The 15,986-nt window shown below is 68.4% G+C and carries 11 protein-coding genes; 4 read left to right on the forward strand and 7 right to left on the reverse strand.

What is annotated here, in order from left to right:
- Positions 1-39 precede the first annotated feature (39 nt).
- The 6 genes from F0U60_RS22515 to F0U60_RS22540 all read right to left on the reverse strand — a co-directional run bounded on the left by F0U60_RS22515 (position 40) and on the right by F0U60_RS22540 (position 8,999).
- Positions 40-5,460 carry an amino acid adenylation domain-containing protein gene (locus F0U60_RS22515; RefSeq protein WP_395823144.1) on the reverse strand — a complete coding sequence of 1,807 codons (5,421 nt, stop codon included), beginning with the start codon at positions 5,458-5,460 and terminating at the stop codon, positions 40-42.
- Between the two features lie 97 nt (positions 5,461-5,557).
- Positions 5,558-6,115: a hypothetical protein gene (locus F0U60_RS22520; protein WP_395823146.1), complete on the reverse strand. Its 558-nt coding sequence runs from the start codon at positions 6,113-6,115 to the stop codon at positions 5,558-5,560.
- Positions 6,112-7,149, reverse strand: coding sequence for a M28 family peptidase (locus F0U60_RS22525; protein ID WP_395823148.1), 1,038 nt, complete (start codon positions 7,147-7,149; stop codon positions 6,112-6,114). The genes F0U60_RS22520 and F0U60_RS22525 overlap by 4 nt, the downstream gene beginning before the upstream one ends.
- Positions 7,146-7,697 (reverse strand): hypothetical protein, encoded by a 552-nt coding sequence (locus tag F0U60_RS22530; protein ID WP_395823150.1) that lies wholly within the window; start codon positions 7,695-7,697, stop codon positions 7,146-7,148. The genes F0U60_RS22525 and F0U60_RS22530 overlap by 4 nt, the downstream gene beginning before the upstream one ends.
- A 145-nt stretch (positions 7,698-7,842) precedes the next feature.
- Positions 7,843-8,442, reverse strand: a complete 600-nt coding sequence (gene cysC, locus F0U60_RS22535) for an adenylyl-sulfate kinase (protein WP_395823152.1) — start codon at positions 8,440-8,442, stop codon at positions 7,843-7,845.
- Between the two features lie 344 nt (positions 8,443-8,786).
- Entirely contained in the window at positions 8,787-8,999 is a 213-nt protein-coding gene (locus tag F0U60_RS22540; protein WP_395823154.1) for a hypothetical protein, read from the reverse strand.
- A 119-nt stretch (positions 9,000-9,118) separates the two neighbouring features.
- Between F0U60_RS22540 and F0U60_RS22545 the strand changes: the two genes are divergently transcribed.
- The 4 genes from F0U60_RS22545 (at position 9,119) to F0U60_RS22560 (ending at position 14,710) form a co-directional block, all read left to right on the forward strand.
- Entirely contained in the window at positions 9,119-9,736 is a 618-nt protein-coding gene (locus F0U60_RS22545; protein WP_395823156.1) for a hypothetical protein, read from the forward strand.
- A gap of 47 nt (positions 9,737-9,783) precedes the next feature.
- Positions 9,784-10,299, forward strand: coding sequence for an FHA domain-containing protein (locus tag F0U60_RS22550; RefSeq protein ID WP_395823158.1), 516 nt, complete (start codon positions 9,784-9,786; stop codon positions 10,297-10,299).
- Positions 10,300-10,378: 79 nt separating this feature from the next.
- Positions 10,379-11,641: a Stp1/IreP family PP2C-type Ser/Thr phosphatase gene (locus tag F0U60_RS22555; protein WP_395825392.1), complete on the forward strand. Its 1,263-nt coding sequence runs from the start codon at positions 10,379-10,381 to the stop codon at positions 11,639-11,641.
- 105 nt (positions 11,642-11,746) lie between these two features.
- A complete protein-coding gene (locus tag F0U60_RS22560) occupies positions 11,747-14,710 on the forward strand; it encodes a carboxypeptidase regulatory-like domain-containing protein (RefSeq protein WP_395823159.1) in 2,964 nt (987 codons plus the stop codon).
- A 2-nt stretch (positions 14,711-14,712) separates the two neighbouring features.
- On the opposite strand, the gene F0U60_RS22565 is transcribed toward F0U60_RS22560, so the two are convergent.
- A complete protein-coding gene (locus F0U60_RS22565; protein WP_395823161.1) occupies positions 14,713-15,876 on the reverse strand; it encodes a DUF6051 family protein in 1,164 nt (387 codons plus the stop codon).
- Positions 15,877-15,986: the final 110 nt, after the last annotated feature.

Raw genomic sequence — 15,986 nt, forward strand, 5'->3', positions numbered from 1 at the left:
CGTGTTCGTCAAAGGGGGGGAAGAAGGGGAGGCCAGGGGCTACTTGCCGCCGGGCTTGCGCAGACGGGCCTGGGCGAGCTGCTGGCGTTTGCCCATGGCGGCCTTGCGCTTGTCGGCCTCGTCCTTGAGCTTCTGCACGTTGGCGGAGGAGTCGTCCGTCTTGCGGCTCAGGAACTGCGCCAGTGAGCTGACGGTCGAGTACTTGAACATGTCCACGAGGGCGAGCTCGGTCTTCAGCTCCTCGCGCAGGCGGCGATGCACCCGGGCGATGAGCATGGAGTTGCCGCCGAGCTCGAAGAAGTTGTCGTGGAGGCCCACGCGGTCGACCTTGAGGATCTCCTGCCAGACGGTGGCGATGTCGCGCTCGAGCGAGCTCTGGGGCGCGACATAGGCGGCGGCCAGGGCGGGGCGCTCGCCCTCGGGGACGGGCAGGGTCCGGGTGTCCACCTTGCCATTGGGCGACAGCGGCAGCGCCGGCAGCGGCATGAACACGGACGGCAGCATGTAGGGCGGCAGCCGCTCGGACAGCCACGCATGGAGCTCGCTGCTCGTCTGCGCGGAGTCGGTGAGCACCACGTATGCCACCAGACGCCTGTCACCCGGCGAGTCCTCGCGCGCCATGACGAACGCATCGCGCACGTGGGGGTGCTGCTTGAGGGCGGCCTCGACCTCGCCCAGCTCGATGCGGAAGCCGCGGATCTTCACCTGATCATCGACGCGGTGCAGGTACTCGAGCACGCCATCGGGCAGCCAGCGAGCCATGTCGCCGGTGCGGTACAGCCGCTCGCCGGGCCGGAACGGGTTGGGGACGAAGCGCTCCGAGGACAGCTCCGGACGGCGCCAGTAGCCCCGCGCCAGACCGACGCCTCCGATGTACAGCTCGCCCCGGCAGCCCACGGGCAGCAGGTTGCGCTGGGCATCGAGCACGTACACGGAGGTGTTGATGACGGGCCGGCCGATGGGGACCCACGTGTGGGCCCGCAGGTCCTCGGCGTGGATGGGGTGGTACGTCGAGCAGACGGTGGTCTCGGTGAGGCCGTAGCCGTTCACCACGCGGGTGGTGTCGAGCAGGCGCTCCATGTCGCTCGCCACGAGCGCCTCGCCGCCGCTGAGGACGAGCCGCAGCGGGGGAAGCTCATCCTTGCGCGCGTTGAGCCCGGCGAGCACGGCGGGCACGGTGCTGACGATGGAGATGGCATGCCGGGCGATCAGCCCGAACAGCTTCTCCAGGTCGAGGATCTCATCCTCGGTGGGCAGCACGAGCGTACCGCCGGCGCACAGCAGCGGGAGGATCTCCCCCACGAAGCTGGCGGAGGAGAGCGAGGTGAGCGGGAGGATCCGATCATTCGCACCGGGCTGGTACGAGTCGATGAACGAGCGAACCAGGTTGGTGATGCCGACGTGCTCCAGCATGACGCCCTTGGGCTGTCCGGTGGAGCCAGAGGTGTAGATGACGCAGGCCAGATCGTTCGGCTGGATGCGGGCCGGGGCCTCCTCGCTGCCCTGGCTCCAGTCCATGTCGGTATCAAGGCAGAGGAGCCGCACCGCGCCGTCCTTGGCGGAGAGCTGTCCCAGCTGGGGGCGCAGCCAGGACTGGGTGAGGAGGACGGGGACCTGCGCGTCGGCCAGGATGTAGGCCAGCCGCTCTGCGGGGTAGGCCGGGTCGAGCGGCACGTAGGCGGCGCCCGTCTGGAGGACGGCGAGCACGGAGACGATCGTCTCCAGCGAGCGCTCCAGGCAGAGGCCGACGATGGAGCCGGGGCCCACGCCCTCCGAGCGCAGCCATGAGGCGAGCCGTCCCGCGCGCTGCTTCAGCTCGCGGTAGGTGAGCCGCTCGTCCTTGAAGAGCACGGCGGTGGCGTCGGGCGTGCGCTCGGCCTGGGTCGAGAACAGCGCCGGCACGTTCATGTCCTCCGTGAGGGGGACGTGCGCACCGTGCCACTCCACGAGGAGCTGCTGGCGCTCGGTCTCGGTGAGGAGGGGAAGCCGGGAGAGCTGCGTGCGCGGGTCTGCGACGATGCCGGTGAGCAGCGTGCGCAGGTGCCCGGCCATGCGGACGATGGAGTCGGCCTCGAAGAGGTCGGTGTTGTACTCGTACGAGGCGACCATGCCGCCGTCGGCCTCGCCCAGGGTGAGCGTCAGGTCGAACTGGGCGACGTGGTGCTCCAGCGAGAGGGACTCGAGCTTCAGGCCAGCCAGCTCGGCCTTCGCGCCCGGGATGTCGAGGGCGAAGGGCGTGAGCCCACGCTCGTCGAGCTTGTAGGCGCGCTGGTAGGCGAACATCACCTGGAAGAGCGGCGAGCGGCTGGGGTCGCGCACCGGCTGGAGCCGCTCGACGAGGGTGTTGAAGGGGTAGTCCTGGTGCTCGAAGGCCTCGAGCGTCGTCTGGCGGGTCTTGGCGAGGAACGCCTCGAAGGTCTGATCCGGAGCGGGCCGGGTGCGCAGGACGAGCGGGTTGACGAAGTACCCCGCGACACGGGCGAGGTCCGCCTTGCCGCGGCCGGCGCTCACCACGCCGAGGGTGAAGTCCTGCTGTCCGGTGTAGCGGTGCAGCAGCACCTGGAAGGCGGCCTGGAGCACCATGGCCAGCGTGGTGCCCTGGGCCTGGGCGAGCGCCTTGAGCTGCTCCACCAGCTTCGCGTCGAGCCGGGTGGTGTGAATGCGGCCGACGAACGTCTGGACGGGCGGGCGCGGGTGATCCGTGGGCAGGTGGAGCACGGGCAGCTCACCGGCGAGCTGTTCTCTCCAGTACGCCTCAAGCGCCTGGCCTCGGGGACCGGCCAGCATGGCGGCCTGCTCGCGAGCGGCGTCGGCGGAGGTCGCCTCCAACTGCGGCAGCTCCACCTTCCGGCCTGTGCACTCGGCGGGGTAGAGCGTGTCGAGCTCCTCGGCGAGCACGGCGATCGACCAGAAGTCGGTGACGATGTGGTGCATCGTCATGAGCAGTACGTGCTCTTGAGGCGAGCGGGTGAAGACGCGCACGCGCAGCAGCGGGCCGTGCTCCAGGTCAAAGGGCTTCTTCGCCTCGTCGTTCAGGCGCGTGTCGAGCTCCGCCTCGGCCAGGGCCGCGGCCTCCACGGCCTCGAAGTCGAGCGCCATCTGCGGGTGAACGTGCTGGACGGGACCCGAGGGGGTCATGGCGAACGTGGTGCGCAGCGCGGGGTGGCGAGCGACGAGCGTCTCGAAGCAGCGGCGCAGCGCGGGTACGTCCAGCGCGGAGCGGATGCGCACGGCGACGGGCACGTGGTACGCGGAGCTGCTGGGGGCGAGCTGGTGCAGGAACCACAGGGCCTGCTGTCCGCCGGACAGGGGCGCGTCACCTTCGGCGTGGGACTTCGGCCCCTGCTGGGCGGGCGTGGCCATGTACCCGAGGACGAGCCCGGCGAGCTTTGTAAGGGAGGGCCCCTGCATGACGTCGGTGAGCGGCACCTCGATGCCGAGGCTCGACTCGACGGTGCTCTTGAGGTCCACCGCCATCAGCGAGTCCATGCCGAAGGCATAGAGCGTCTTGTTCGGATCGAGCTGGCTGGAGGGGACGCGCAGCACGCGGGAGGCCTGCTCCTGCAGGTGCAGCAGCACCAGGGAGTGGCGCGCCTGGGGGTCCTGCACAGCGGCGAGCGCCTTCTGGATGAAGCTCGGCTCGCGCTTCGGAGCGGCCTGCTCCTTCGGCGTGGCAGGCATGTCCAGGACACTCTTGTGGACGATCTCCAGGCCGTCGGAGAGGAAGTCCTTCTTGGTGGCGTGGCGCTGAATCTTCCCGCTCGACGTCTTGGGGATGCTGCCAGCCTGCAGCAGCACCACGGCGTGGGCCTGCACCTCGTGCTGGTCCGCGATGGCTTGACGGATAGCCTGCGAGAGCGCCTCCAGCTCGACGCTGCCGGACTCAACGGCCCGGCGGTCGATCTCATGGGTCACCACCAGGCGCTCTTCGCCCTGCACCTCGATGGCGAACGCGGCGCCGCAGCCGGGCCGCAGCGCCGGGTGGGTCTTCTCCACCGTCAGCTCGAGATCCTGCGGGTAGTGGTTGCGGCCACGGATGATGATGAGGTCCTTGAGGCGCGCGGTGACGAAGAGCTCTCCGTCGAGGAGGAAGCCCAGGTCACCGGTGCGCAGGAAGCGCAGGCCCTCCTTCGTGCCTTGGGGCACACCGTGGAATGCGCGGGCCGTGGCCTCTGGCTGGCCCCAGTAGCCCTGAGCCACGCTGGGACCGGACACCCAGATCTCTCCCACCTCTCCAGCGGCGCACGGGACGCCCGTCTCGGGATGGACGATGAGGAGCTTCTGATCCATCAGGCAGCGGCCGGAGCCCACCTGGGTCTGCGCGGTCGCGTGCGAGGTCGGGACGAGCTCCGCCTTGCTCTTCTGGAGCGCCACGGTGTCGAACGTGCGCTGGATGGGCAGCTCGGCCTTGTGGCCACCGGTGACGATGAGCGTGGCCTCGGCGAGTCCGTAGCAGGGATAGAAGGCCTTCTCCTGGAAGCCGCGGGGCCCGAAGGTCTCCGTGAAGCGCTTCAGGGTCTCGGGGCGGATCGGCTCGGCGCCATTGAAGGCCAGGTCCCAATGGCTGAGGTCCAGCTCCGCGAGCTCTTCGGGAGTGACCTTTCGCGCGCACAAGTCATAGGCGAAGTTGGGGCCGCCGCTGGTGGTGGCCTTGTACTTGGAGATGGCCTGCAGCCAGCGGATGGGCTTCTTCAGGAAGTCCACGGGCGACAGGAGCACCACGGGGAACCCACCGTAGAGCGGCTGGAGGATGCCGCCGATGAGGCCCATGTCGTGGTAGGGCGGCAGCCAGATGACGCCCTGGCTCTGACGCGAGTGTCCGAAGCACGCGTGGATGAGGGACAGGTTGTGCAGCAGGTTGGCGTGCGTGAGCATCACGCCCTTGGGCGTGCTGGTAGAGCCCGACGTGTACTGCAGGAAAGACAGCGTGTCGGAGGTCGCGCCCGGGTCCTTCCAGCCCTCGGCCGCAGCGGCGTCCAGCGTGTCCGTGGCCATCCATTGCAGCGACTTCAGCTCCGGGGCCTGCTCGAAGAGCATCTCGGCCATGCCGAAGATGAAGTCGGTGGTGAGCGCCACCGTGGCCTGCGCGTCGTTGCTGATGGCGAGCAGGCGGGGCAGGGTGCGGCCCAGGCGCATCGGGTCCGGCGGGTAGATGGGGACGGCGGTGACACCGGCGTAGAGGCAGCCGAAGAAGCCCGCGATGTAGTCCAGCCCCGGTGGGTAGAGCAGCAGGGCGCGCTGGCCCTGGGCACCCATGCGCTGCAGTGTGGCGGCGATGGCACGTGCCTTGAGATCCAACTCCGCGTACGTGAGGTGGGCCTCTTCGCTCTCTCCGTCGATCAGAAACGTGTAGCCACGGGTCTCGGGCTCGCTCAGGGCGCGTGCCCGGAGCAGCTCGACGAGCGTGTCACAGCGCACGTCCGGGACAGCGGAGGGACCGGAATTCGTACCGGTAGTCATGGGACTCCTCGTCTTCCGCAATAGGGGGGGCCATCGCGGCCGCTGGCTTTACTGGCGGCGCGTGGGAAGGGTTCGGCAGGCCTGTGCAGCGGCGATGCTAGAAGGTGGATCCGACTTCCAGCAGGCTGACCGAGTAGCTGAGGCCCAGACCGGGGAGATCCGAACCGACGCCCACGCCGAGCTGGAGCACGGACACCTGGACCGACTGCAGATCAAAGCGCACGGGCGCGGCCGTGATACCGACGGTCACCCCGGGTCCGCTGATGCGGGTGGGGTGCTCGTCCGTCAGGAAGCTCAGGCGCTCGCCGAACAGGGTCGACACGGTGAGCAGGGCCGCGGGCGCATAGGTCCCGCTGCGCTGCACGCCAGCTCCTACGCGGAGCGAGGCCGTGTTCCCCAGGATGGACAGGTAGCTGAGGTCCGCCTGGAGGATGAACCGGTCGTTCAGGGTGTCGCGAACGCCGAGGCCTCCTCCAATGCCGCCGATCGTCCGGTTATTGGACAGGTACGCCTGTGCGCCCGCCGTGGCGTAGACGGAGAGCCGATGCCGGGTGGACGAGGACTCCTGAGCCCTCGCGTCACCGGCGCTCGCCACCAGCCCGAGTCCCAGCGCGAGCGCGCCGCCCTTGATGAACATGGGGTGTGCGGTCTTCACGGCTTGGGTCCCTCCGCCCAGTAGGCGACCGCGGCAGTGGCCACGCGGGTGGCTTGGCCCAGACGCACCGGATCCAGCTTGTCCGGGGTGTCGGTGTCCTTGTGGTAGTGCGGGTTGCGGAAGTTGGCGGTGTCGGTGAGGAACACGGCCTTCTGGTGGTTGAACCAGAACGCCAGGTGATCGCTGAGCGTCAGGGCCTGTCCCAGGGTGAAGGTGCCGTTGCCGGCCGAGATGAGCGGGACCGTGCTCATCAGCTGCAGCTCGTTGTTGAGCTTGTAGACCTCCGCGGCCTCATGGCTGGACTCGTCGTTGGCGATGATGGCCAGGAAGTCGCCTGTGGTGGGCGAGGGCAGGCCGGGTAGCGACTGCTGCGAGCCCTCCTCCTCGGAGTAGTAGCCGATGCAGTCCATGATGAGCGCGGTGACGACCTTCTCGCCCTTGCCCTCCTTGAGGTACCGGTGGCTGCCGGTGATGCCGTACTCCTCGAAGTCGAAGCCGACGAAGCGGATGGTGCGCTCGAACTTGTGCTTCGACAGCACGCGGGCCATCTCCATCATGGCCGCGACGCCGCTGCTGTTGTCGTCGGCGCCCTGCCAGAAGGCATCGAAGTGGGCGCCCACCAGGATGACCTCGTCGGGCTTCGAGACGCCCTTGATCTCCGCGACGATGTTGGTGGTGCGGATGCCGTTGTCGCCGAGCGACACGTCGTCCTGGACCTCCAGGGGGATCGACCGGAACTGGTCGCGCACCCACAGCCCGGAGCGGGTGTTCGAGAGGTTGCACAGCTCGGGGTAGTACTTGCGGACCCCCTCCGGGAAGAGGGAGACGCAGTCGACCGACTGGTCCGTGGAGTGCGCATGCGTCAGCGACACGAGGTTCTCCCAGACGAACTGGGGCTCAACCTCGTCGGTCAGCGCCTTCAGGGTGGGCAAGTCCGCGCCTTCCAGGATCTGGGTCGGGGCGCACGCGGTGCCGACAGCCAGGCCGAAGCCCGCGGCGAGCAGGACAAGGGACGAACGAATCGAGAGGCTCATAGCTGCATCTCCACACGGGCCAGACCCAGATGGAGTCGTTGCACCGTTCCGAAGGGAGGGCCCGAGGGGCCCCACTGCACCTCCAGGGTCCCCACCACGAAGCGGCCGAAGTGGAACCTCAGGGGCGCGGCATGGATGGCGAAGTACAAGGGCCCGTTGCGCCCGTCCTCTGCCTCCAGGATTTCATTGGCGAAGGGGATCCGCAGGCGCCGCCAGGGCAGCGCGACCTGGCTGAACCCCAGCTCGAGGCCCGCAGCGGGCTCCCAGAAGCCCAGCCGCGTCCGAAGCTCGCCTCGGGCGAAGACCTCGAGCGGGAAGTTGATCTTCGCCGTGGGCATGGCGAACCGCAGTCCGCCCCCCAGGAACAGGTTCTGTCCGAGGCCCTGGGTGCCCAGCGCTCGCTGGTACGCAGCCTCCATCGTCGTGGCCTGCTCGAAGGGGCGCAGCAGCCCGAAGTAGCGGAAGTTCGAGACTCCGACCGAAATACCCTGAGCCACTCGCTGATCAGGCTCGGCCATGGCCGCCGAGGCGAAGAGCAACGTGCCCACAATGAGCCATCTTGAGGGGTGTACGTGCATAGAAGAGGGGGGAAACTGTCTCTTTGCCGCGAGGCTGGAAGCCTGAATCAAACGGCTGGCCTCACACAACGACATGGTTGGTAGTGAACAAATGGGTTGTCTTCGGAGCGCGTCGCTACTTGGAGGACGCTCCCAGCAGTCCGTGTTTGCACAGGGCCGCGAGGATTCGCTCCACGCTCTGGTCCACCGTCTCTGAATCCGTGTAGACGGTCACCTCAGGTGACTCGGGCGGTTCGTACGGATCCGAGATGCCCGTGAAGTGGGGGATCTCCCCCGCGAGGGCCTTCTTGTAGAGACCTTTCACGTCACGGTGGACGAGCGCGTCCAGGCTGGCCTTCGCGTACACCTCGATGAACGGGAGGCCCGCTTCCGTGGCCAGTCGCCGCACTTCGTTGCGTGACTCGCGGTACGGCGAGATGGCCGCGGAGATGACCGCCACGTGGTGCTTGGCGAGCAATCGCGCCACGTAGCCAATGCGCCGGATGTTCTCCTCGCGATCAGGCCGGGTGAAGCCCAGGCCCTTGGAGAGGAAGGTGCGGATCTCATCCCCGTCCAGCACCTCCACCTCTTGGCGGAACTCCAACTGGCGGCGGACCGCCGTGGAGAGCGTGCTCTTACCCGCACCGGACATTCCGGTGAACCAGAGGATGAAGCCGCCTCGATGTGCCGGGTCCGCCCCGGGAGAAAACTTAGCGTCTGAGTGCTGCTGGCTCACGGACGGCCCCCTGTGACCTCCGGTACTTCAGGATTTCACTCCGGCCGTAGCATGTCTCGGGCAGGTCTCGAATGTCCACGCTTGTACGAAAAAGCCGAGAAATGTTGTAAGCGTGATGTTACTTTGGCGTAATTCGATTGACCCGGAGACAGGGCTGTGGCCTGCGCCGCGCCTGAGTGGAGGCTGGCGGGAGGGAGCTTGGGGCTCGCGGGGGCGTCCTCGGCGGGTGGGGCGCGGCCCACTCCACGGCTACGAGGATGCAAGTGCCGGGCGCCGTTCCCGAGGGCGGCGCTCATCGGCGGGTGAGGACTCTTCTAGGAGACCTGGGGTCCAGGGCTCCGACTTCAGGAAGCGCGGGGCAGGATACGGCGGCCTATACCATCCTCCGCGTCGTCCGACTCGTAGTAGAGGGTCGCCCCTCCCTCGTCGTAGACGACCAGCACGCGTTCGCTCTGGTCCAACAGGCCCGTGGCGGCTGCTTCCGCCTTCCGGACCAGGGTGTCGGTCCCTGCGGGACGCTTCTTGGTGTTGCCTGTACGTGCTGACGCACTGGGCATGTGGGAGATGACTCCTTGCGCCCTCACATCCGGTGAGGGAGTTGCGTGTCATAGCCAACGGAAGACTTCGTTGACAAGCGCTTGACAGGAGCCGGCTGGAAGCGAGGTAAGGAAGCGTCATGAACCGTCGCTTTCTGCCCTGGGTCGTGTTCACTCTGTGTCTGTCCTCGGCCGTGTGGGCTCAGCCCACCCCTTCCGCCCGGCCACGCCTGCTGTCGGATTCGTCGACACCGGCCTGGCTGCCCCGAGGGGCCCTCCTGGGCACCTTCATCCGCAATGGCGCCGTTGCACCCGAAGTGCGGCTGCAGTGGCAGTTCGTGTTCTTCCAGGGCCGCACGGACACGCTCGGGCTGCTCATCGAGCCCACCGCGTCCTTCGCCGCGGTGAAGCCGGACTCTGTCGTCGAGGACGACACCGTCCCCCTGACCTCGCTCCAGCTCTACTCGCTGGTGTTGGGCTTGGGGTACACCAGCCGGCGCCCGTCCGGCTTCGAGTGGGGTTTTCAGATCGGCACCGGCCCGGCCTGGTACGCGGCGCGCTTCCGGGGCGGCACCAAGGACGAGGAGTCCTACTTCATCGGCCTGCTGGATGGGCGCGCACGGGTCGGCTACCGCGTGGGCCCCATGGCCCTTGGGGTGTTTGTGGGGTATGGTGATCCCTACAACTACAGGCGGACGAGCTTGTCCCGTTCCTATGTGGGCGGCCTGCAACTCGGCCTGTATGCGGACTGGCGCTAGGGGCCTCTGGACCCTGACCCCCCAGGTGGGGTGAAGTGCGTAACGAAATGGTCGAGCTTCTCAGCCTCCACATCGGCCGCTTTCAGCGAGAGAGGGCGGAGTACGAGCGCACGCTGCCGCCAGCGGTGCTCGTGTTCTCGCCCGCGTCCGCGGCGATGCCGCCGCTCGATGAGGACGAGGAGCATCACCATTTCCGCACGCTCACCAGCGTGTCCACGCCGATGCTGGGAGTGGGGGAGCCCATCGTTTTTCCCATCATCAAGAATCAGGAAAACGCGTTCGGCCGTGGCATCACCGTGGGGCGCACGGGGAACAACGATGTGGTGCTGGACGATGGCACCGTGTCTCGCTTCCACGCCTGGTTTCAGCGCGAGACCGGCGGTCGCTTCATCCTCACGGATGCGGGCTCGAAGAACGGTTCGTTTGTGGGTGGGGTGCGGTTGACGCCCCGGCGCCCGTCGCCGATCACGGACGGCACTCGCCTGCGCTTCGGTCAGGTGGAGGTGACCTTCTATCTGGCGAGCGGCTTCACGAAGGTGCTCTCCAGGCGGTTCGGGCCGTGAGCTTGTCAGCCCTTCCACGGGCTTCTCAACGTGTGATTCACCCCTCTACTGGTAACAGGGAGCGTTCGCGGTGCCATTGATGACAGAGGCGTTCGGCCTGACCGACGTGGGCCGGAAGCGGCAGCACAATGAAGATTCGATGCTCGTGGACGCCTCGCTCGGCCTGTTCATCGTGGCCGATGGCATGGGAGGCCATGCGGCCGGCGAAGTGGCGAGCAGTCGCGCCACGGAGGTCGTGCGCCAGCACATGGTGTCCAACCGGCACCTGCTCAAGGACCTGAGCACCAACACGAGCCAGGACGCGCGCAACGCGGCCCAGGCCCTGATGGAAGTCGCCATCCAGCGCGCCTGTGCGGACATCTTCCGCATGGCCCTGGCCGATCCCAGCAAGCGCGGCATGGGCACCACCTTTGTGTGTCTGGCCGTGAGCGGCAACAAGGGCGTTATTGGCCACGTGGGTGACTCGCGCATCTACCTGGTGCGCCACGGCCAGTGTCACCGACTGACCGAGGATCACACCCTGGTGGCCGCCCAGCTCAAGGCTGGCACCATCACCAAGGAGCAGGCCGCCACCTCGCAGTATCGCAACGTGATTACGCGTGCGGTGGGTATCCAGGAGTCTGTGCAGGTCGACACCCTGATCGTCGACCTGTTCCCGGGCGACCTGTTCCTGCTGTGCTCGGACGGCCTCCACGGCTACCTGGACGACGACGAGGTGCTGCCGCTGGTGCAGGGCTCGCAGCCTGCGGAGCTGCCCAAGCGGTTCGTGGACCTGGCCAACGAGCGCGGCGGCAAGGACAACATCACCGCGGTGGTGGTGAAGGTGTCCGGCGAGGGCACGCTGGAGGCGGAGACCTCCGAGGCGCAGAGCCGCATGGAGGCGCTGCGCAAGATTCCGCTCTTCCGTCACCTCACCTACAAGGAGCAGACGGCGGTGCTGTCCATCGCCACCACGCGCACCTTCCCCGCGGGCCGGGAGATTGTCGTGGAGGGCCAGCCGGGCGAGGAGCTCTTCGTGGTCATCCGCGGCCGGGTGGTCATTGAGAAGAGTGGGGTGGAGATCGCCGAGCTGCGGCCCGGCGGGCACTTCGGCGAAATGGGGCTCATCGACAATGCTCCCCGCTCGGCCACCGTGCGAGCGGTCGAGCCCACTCGCACCATGGTCATCTCCCGCTCGGATCTCATGGGCCTGATGAAGCGCGAGTCCATCCTGGCGGTGAAGATGCTCTGGAGCTTCGTCCAGGTGCTGTCGGACCGGCTGCGGGCCACCAACTCGGAGCTGAGCGAGGCCCGGCAGGAGCTGGCCGTGGCGCAGGCCATCCAGCCATTCGCCGAGGAGTGAGCACCAGGCGGTAGGCGAGACGTCGGGCGGACGACTCGGCCGGAATGAACGGTCGAGAATATCGGTTGGCAGGCCGGTCGCGGGGGTAACGTCCCGCGCCGTCCGATGCGCAAATGGTTCGTCATAGGGGCGGCAACCGCCCTGGTCGTCGTGGCGGTGGCGGTGTTGTGGCCTCGGGACGAGCCACCCCCCACCCCGGTCGCGCCCGTGGCGCGTGTGCTTCCCGAGTTCGAGTCGGTGGAGGTGTTCTCCTCCGGCGCCTCGGAGGGCCTTACGCTCACCGGGCGGGTGCTGGACGCTCGGGGCGCGCCCGTGGCCGGGGCAGAGGTCTTCCTGTCCGCGAGCGCGCAGAAGACGCTCACCTCGGTCCGCTGTGACGAGTGCGGGGAGGCGTTGCTGGCCTGTCCGGCCCGGGAGAGCGGCTTGCACGCGCTGGCCTTCTTCGAGCAGGCGCGCGGTTTCCTCCAACCCAAGGCCACCGTGCGCACGGACGCGCAGGGGCGCTTCCGGTTTGAGCACCTGGCCGGGGTGTCCTTCTCCGTGTGGGCTCGGGCCTCGGGCTTCGGCGCGGCCATGCGCGAGCGTGCGGCCCCTGGAGAGCCGGTGGAGTTGTACTTGCCCCCGCTGCGGAGCATCGGCGGGCAGGTGGTGGACGAGGCGGGCCGGGGGCTGCCGGGCGCGCACGTGTACGCGGTGTCTCGCAAGGTGCCCCTGCCGTCCGAGGCGGTGGCGGGGCCGGATGGCTCTTTCACCCTGTCCGGGTTGGGGGAGGGTCCCTTCTACGTCCTGGCCACCGCGAGCGGCTTCCTCCCCGCGGTGGAGCCGCTGGTGGAGGCGGGCCCGCAGCCGGTGCGGCTGAGGCTGGAGCCCTCGCGGACGCTCGAGGTGCGCGTCACCCATCAGGGATCGCCTGTGACGGCCACGGTGCGGCTGAAGGCGGACCACCTCGCGCGGGAGGTGCGCGCCGAGAGAGGTGTGGCGCGCTTTGAGGACCTGTACCCGGACGAGCTGGTGGTATCGGCCGAGGCCGGAAAGCTGGGGGCCGCGCCGCGCACCCTCACGCTGAGCGAGCGTCTCACGCAGGTGACGCTTGAGCTGGAGGAGGCGGGCACGCTGCTCGTCACGGTGGTGGACGAGGCGGGTCAGCCGGTGCCCTCGCCGGAGCTGGTGGTGCGCACCGCTCGGGGCAAGCCCATCCAGACGCAGAAGCCTTCCACGGGCGAGCTGGTGCAGTTCGGCCCGCTCGCGGTCGGGGACTACGTGTTGGAGGGGCGTGCGAAGGGCTTCCGGGATGCGCAGCTGCCGGCGCGGGTGATGCCGGGCGAGACGTCGCTGGAGCTGGAGTTGGCGCGCGCCACGCTCATCACCGGGCAGGTGTTGGATCAGTACGGTCGGCCCGCGCCGAACGTGTCGGTGCTGGTACAGCCCACGGGTGATGCGGTGCTGGCGGACGCGGAGGGCCATTTCTCAGCGGCCGTGCCCACGCCAGGCCTGTACGAGCTGCATGCACACCACTCCGAGTGGGGTGGCGGGCAGGTGAAGGTGACGGCTCCGGCGGAAGGGGTGCGGTTGGAGCTGGAGCCTCGGGCCTCGCTGGAGGTGACGGTGATGGGGGAGGGACGCCGCCTGGAGGGCGCGGACGTGCTGCTGTGGGTGGACAACGAGGGCATCTTCCGCAGCGACAGCTCCTCGGGTCCGGACGGCATGGTGCCCATGCGCGGGCTGCCTCCAGGGACGTACTCCATGGTCGCCACGCATCCGGACTACCTGCCCTCGGAGCGGCAGAAGGTCGTGGTGGCGGATGGGCAGACGCAGCGGGTGACGGTGACGCTAGAGCCAGGGGCGGGGATTCAAGGCGAGGTGGTGGACACGCGGGGCGCGCCGGTGGAGGGGGCCTCCGTGTCGGTGCTGCCGCGCATGGCCGAGCCGGTGACGACGGACGCGCAGGGTCACTTCGAGGTGCGCGCGCTGAAGCCCGGGCGTCCCTACCTGGTGGAGGCGCGGCACTCGGGGTACGACCAGCGCGAGCGCGTGCAGGGCACGCCCGGTGGCGACCCGGTGCGGGTGGTGATGGAGGTGCGTGGGAAGTTTCGTGGCCGGGTGGTGGCCGAGGACGGCGAGCCGATCAAGCGCTTCCGGCTGGATGAGCACGATGTGACGAGCCCGGATGGGCGCTTCGAGGTGGCGCTGCCCACGGCAGGTGATCGCGTCATCGTGTCGGTGGAGGCCGCGGGCTTTGAGCCCCTGATGGTGGACAAGCCAGCGCAGCCCAACGACCTGGGAGACCTGGTGTTGGAGCGGGCGCCGTCGGTGACGGGGCTGGTGAGGGACGAGGGCGGTGGGCCCGTGGCGGACGCGGTGGTGGGGTGTGATGCGTGCGAGGACTCGGTGATGACGGGGCCGGATGGGCGCTTCACGCTGCCGAGCCCGCCCTTCGTGGCGAAGTTCTCCGTGACGGCACGCAAGGGGCGGTTGAGCGCGTCGGCGTCGGCTTCGCGTGAGGGGCCGAGGACGGTGGAGCTGGTGCTGAAGCCGGCCACGCGGCTGTCCGGGACGGTGTACCGGCCCGATGGCACTCCGGCGCCGGGCTTCCAGTTGGAGGGAGTCCACGCGGACCGGGGTGAGCCCATCAGCATCGTCACGGGGCCAGACGGGCGCTACAGCACGGACGTGTCACCGGGCCACTACCGCTTCGCGCTGGGCGCAGCGCGCGAGTTCTCCGGAGAGCCGGCGCTGCTGGTGCAGGTGGAGGGTGGGGAGAAGCGGTTGGATTTCGGGCCGGCACCCGGGACGGCCTCGCTGACGGTGCAGCTCAAGTCCGAGCGGGGCAAGGCGCTGTGGGTGATTGCTGGAGACATGCGCGCCGTGGGCAACCCGCCGAAGGAGCTGATTCGGGCGAGCTACGGGCAGTTGCTCTACCAGCCCCGCGGTGATCGGATCACGCTGCAGGGCTTCCCGCCTGGGCGCTACACGCTGGTGTGGTCCAACTTCCACACGGACACGGAGGACGGGCCGGTGGTGCGCACGGTGGACCTGCCGACCTCGGGAGACGTGGTGCTCGCTCCGTAGAATCACGCTCCCAACCAGCTCACCGCGTGCTCGAACACGGTCTCGAACCCGTGCTCGACCTCCGTCTCCGCGGGGCTCTGGATCGGGAACGGATTCGCATGATCGTAGGCGTAGGGCGGATCGAGGATCTCCACCCGCGCACCAGAGCCCGCGAGGGTCTCGGCCACAGCCAGCGCCGGCATGACCCGATCGCCGCGCAGGGAGATTGCGCTCACGCGCGAGCCGATCCGCCGGAGGGCCGCCTCGCGCTCGGAGCGATGGCGGTCGGCGATCACCATGGACTCGAATGCTCGACCCTCCGCGTTCTCCGAGAGCAGCCTTCCCAGCTCAGGCCGTCGCTGCTTCTCCGACTCGAGCTCCGCGAAGAGCCGATGCAGTGAGCGAGCCGCCGCGCTGTCGAGGATCTCCCGAGCCAGGGGGGCCGTTTCGGAGAGCAGGCATCCACCGCAGAAGGTCACGAGCCGGGACTCGGCGAACCGCACGTCGTCATCCGCCATGAGGAGGATCTCCGCGAGGAACGCGCCAATGGAGTACGCGAAGAAATCGAGCCGGGCCCCTGGAGAGAGAAGAGGTTCGTCGCCTCGGCGGACGTTGTCGGAGAAGCGCGAGAGGTCGCGGAGAGTCCTCAGGCCAGACCAGAGGAAGCGATCTGGCCGGGAGTGCAGGCGGGTGCTCAGGGCGGCGTTTGCGAAGCTGGAAGCCTCGAGCTCTGGGATGCGGCGCATGCGCTCGCGGCTGAGTTGCCGCATGGGCCTCGGGTCGGCCCAGAGCGCCGGAGACCTGTCCATGTGGAAGGCAACGGGGAAGAGGATGACAGGGACACCGAGTCCCTCCACGAGCGCCTTGGCCCACGGCAGGTACTTCTCCCAGCGGCGCTCGTTGAGGCCGTGAAGGAGGAGCACGCCCCGGGCGCTTCGCTCGCAGCCGGGCGGCGCGAGGATGCGGTACGGGAAGTCGAGGTTCTCCTCGACACTGTCGTCACGATCGAGCAGCCCCTTCAGGGACTCTGGTTCGAGTGCGTCCTCCGAGGACGGGGGCGCCGGCTCCTCCATGGGCTCGGAGTGGAACCGGCGCTGGTGCAGGACGAGCCCGGTGTCCATGCATCCCGTTGCCCTCCCATCCTGAAATGCCTCGGCGAGCCTGCGATACGTGTCGACGTAGTTCATGAACGCGCTCCCGAAGGAATGGTGCCATCTCGCTGACGCAGCGTGTCGCCAAATCAGCCATGGCCGTGTCACGACGATACGACGAGAAACTGATCTATAGAGAGCCAGCT

Origin of the sequence: Archangium minus (assembly GCF_044360475.1) — a bacterium.
GTDB classification, from domain to species: Bacteria; Myxococcota; Myxococcia; order Myxococcales; family Myxococcaceae; genus Archangium; species Archangium minus.

Bases quoted from the DNA above. Each gene is read 5' to 3' on its own strand.
- F0U60_RS22550 (WP_395823158.1), top strand. From the start codon at position 9,784: ATGGTCGAGCTTCTCAGCCTCCACATCGGCCGCTTTCAGCGAGAGAGG.
- F0U60_RS22540 (WP_395823154.1), bottom strand. From the start codon at position 8,999: ATGCCCAGTGCGTCAGCACGTACAGGCAACACCAAGAAGCGTCCCGCA.
- F0U60_RS22515 (WP_395823144.1), bottom strand. From the start codon at position 5,460: ATGACTACCGGTACGAATTCCGGTCCCTCCGCTGTCCCGGACGTGCGC.
- F0U60_RS22545 (WP_395823156.1), top strand. From the start codon at position 9,119: ATGAACCGTCGCTTTCTGCCCTGGGTCGTGTTCACTCTGTGTCTGTCC.
- F0U60_RS22565 (WP_395823161.1), bottom strand. From the start codon at position 15,876: ATGAACTACGTCGACACGTATCGCAGGCTCGCCGAGGCATTTCAGGAT.
- F0U60_RS22555 (WP_395825392.1), top strand. From the start codon at position 10,379: ATGACAGAGGCGTTCGGCCTGACCGACGTGGGCCGGAAGCGGCAGCAC.
- F0U60_RS22525 (WP_395823148.1), bottom strand. From the start codon at position 7,149: ATGAGCCTCTCGATTCGTTCGTCCCTTGTCCTGCTCGCCGCGGGCTTC.
- F0U60_RS22560 (WP_395823159.1), top strand. From the start codon at position 11,747: ATGCGCAAATGGTTCGTCATAGGGGCGGCAACCGCCCTGGTCGTCGTG.